Source organism: Candidatus Halocynthiibacter alkanivorans (genome assembly GCF_003333265.1).
GTDB classification, from domain to species: domain Bacteria; phylum Pseudomonadota; class Alphaproteobacteria; order Rhodobacterales; family Rhodobacteraceae; genus Halocyntiibacter_A; species Halocyntiibacter_A alkanivorans.
The window spans coordinates 1-1,986 of sequence record NZ_QOLB01000142.1 but is presented as its reverse complement, the minus strand read 5'-3'; the positions used below and the strand labels follow the sequence as shown (position 1 = coordinate 1,986).

The window sequence follows — 1,986 nt, the reverse complement described above, 5'->3', positions numbered from 1 at the left end:
TGTTGAACGCGTGATTGCTGTCGGTTGTGGCCTTGAATTTACGCGTCCTGACAACTCGTATGCCATTCTCACGCATCAGCCGACCAATCCGACGATGGCCAACGTTTAACCCCAGCTCCTGCAATTCGTGAGTCATGCGCGGACGGCCATAGCTTTGCAGGCTAAGCCGGTGCTGGTCCCTGATATGCGCCAAAAGCACCATGTCATCACGCTGACGTTGACTGATGGAACGGGATTTCCAAGCGCGAAAGCCGCGAGAAGTCACCTGCAAAACACTGCAGAGAAACTCGATAGACCAGATCTTCTTCCAGGTGTCGACAAAGGCAAACCTCACGCCTTTTGTCCTGCGAAGAAGATCGTCGCCTTTTTTAGGACCTCCCTCTCCTCGCGCAGAACCCGGTTTTCCTTGCGCAGGCGGGCGTTCTCTTTCTCTACATCTTCATGTGGGCCAGACATCAGGTCGTCGTTCTGGTGTTGTTGAACCCACTTGTTCAGGGTCGAAACGCCAACCCCCAAATCCGACGCAATCCGGGGTCGCGTCAGGCCGCTGGTCGTTGCAATGCGAACCGCGTCACGCTGGAATTCTTCGCTGTATCTTGGTGCCATTTCTTGTCTCCTTCATTGCGAATATCGCTCGAAAGAGACCGGAACTAAATCGGGACAAGATCAGTTCGCGCCGTGGACGCATTTGTTGATGCACTTGATTTGGTCTCTATCGGTTTCAGTGATGCTGCAGCGACAGGCCGGCCCGGTTATCATCCGGCGGTATTACTGAAGATTTATGTTTACGGTTATCTCAATCGCATTCAGTCGAGCCGTCGGCTGGAACTGGAGACAGGTCGCAACGTCGAGATGATGTGGTTGACCGGTCGCCTTGCGCCAGACTTCAAAACAATTGCGGACTTCCGGCGCGAGAATAGCAAAGCGATCCGGCAGGTCTGCAGTCAGTTTGTAATGCTGTGTCGTCGCGTCGGTCTTTTGAACGGTGACGGTGTTGCTATTGATGGCAGTAAGTTCAAAGCAGTGAACAACCGGGATAAGAACTTCACGCCTGCCAAAGTGGAGCGACGAATGGCAGACATTGAGGCCAGCATTGAGCGCTATCTTTCTAAGTTGGATGCAGCGGAACGTAATGAGCCTGCTTTGCCTGCAGCCAAGGTTGCTCGCCTGCTGGAACGCATCATCAAACTCAAAGAACAAATGGAGGAATTGAAAGCCATCGATGCCAAGGTGCAGAAAGCACCGGATGCCCAGATATCGTTGACCCGTTGCCCGGCAGCCGATGCACAGCATCGGCAAGAGGAGATCCTGACGCACGCTGCTCCATGAGGCATCGAGGCGGTGGCATTGTCGGCTACAACGTACAGACAGCCGTTGATGTTGAGCATCACCTGATTGTGGCGCACGAGGTGACGTCATCGGGCAGTGATCGAGGGTTCTTCACCAAGCAGGACTTTATCTACGACACCAGGAACGATGTCTATATTTGCCCGGCAGGTCAGAGCCTGACCAAGGGTGCCCACCGGTCAGATCGTCAAAGCGACATCAACTTCTACCGGCATCTGTCGGCCTGCTCAAACTGCCACCTCAAGCCAAGTTGCACGACTGAGAAATTGCGCCGCATCCGACGTTGGGATCAAGAAGACGTATTGGATGATATCGAGCGCAGGTTGGAAGAAAAGCCTGACGCCATGCGGATCCGCAGATCAACGGTTGAACATCCCTTCGGAACATTGAAGGCTTGGATGGGGCACACCCATTTCCTGACCCGAACACGAGAAAAGGTCGCCGCTGAGATGAGCCTCCATGTCCTGGCTTATAACTTCAAACGGGTCCTCAATATCATCGGGATTGCCCCTTAACGACGCTCATCCACGTGACTGCGCTGGACGTAGAGTGTTGGGCCCTTGGGCTTCAGCTTGAAGCGGCCAGCACGCATCAACGGAGAGGCGGCATATCAGCGACCGGCATCCGAGCGAAGCCGTC

The 1,986-nt window shown here is 54.3% G+C and carries 2 protein-coding genes and 1 pseudogene; 1 reads left to right on the top strand and 2 read right to left on the bottom strand.

Translation table 11 applies throughout. From position 1 onward, the window contains the following. Positions 1–334, bottom strand: a 334-nt coding sequence (locus DWA01_RS18855) for an IS3 family transposase (RefSeq protein ID WP_136057632.1), incomplete at its 3' end; no start/stop codon positions are given. Further along, entirely contained in the window at positions 331–606 is a 276-nt protein-coding gene (locus DWA01_RS18850) for a transposase (RefSeq protein ID WP_114283652.1), read from the bottom strand. The genes DWA01_RS18855 and DWA01_RS18850, both read right to left, overlap by 4 nt. A gap of 54 nt (positions 607–660) precedes the next feature. On the opposite strand from DWA01_RS18850, the pseudogene DWA01_RS18845 reads away from it, so the two are divergent. Then, positions 661–1,862, top strand: a pseudogene (locus tag DWA01_RS18845) (transposase); the annotation flags it as partial. Positions 1,863–1,986 lie beyond the last annotated feature (124 nt).

What these genes read in the sequence shown, in the direction of transcription:
- DWA01_RS18850 (WP_114283652.1), bottom strand. Translation starts at nt 606, where the DNA reads ATGGCACCAAGATACAGCGAAGAATTCCAGCGTGACGCGGTTCGCATT.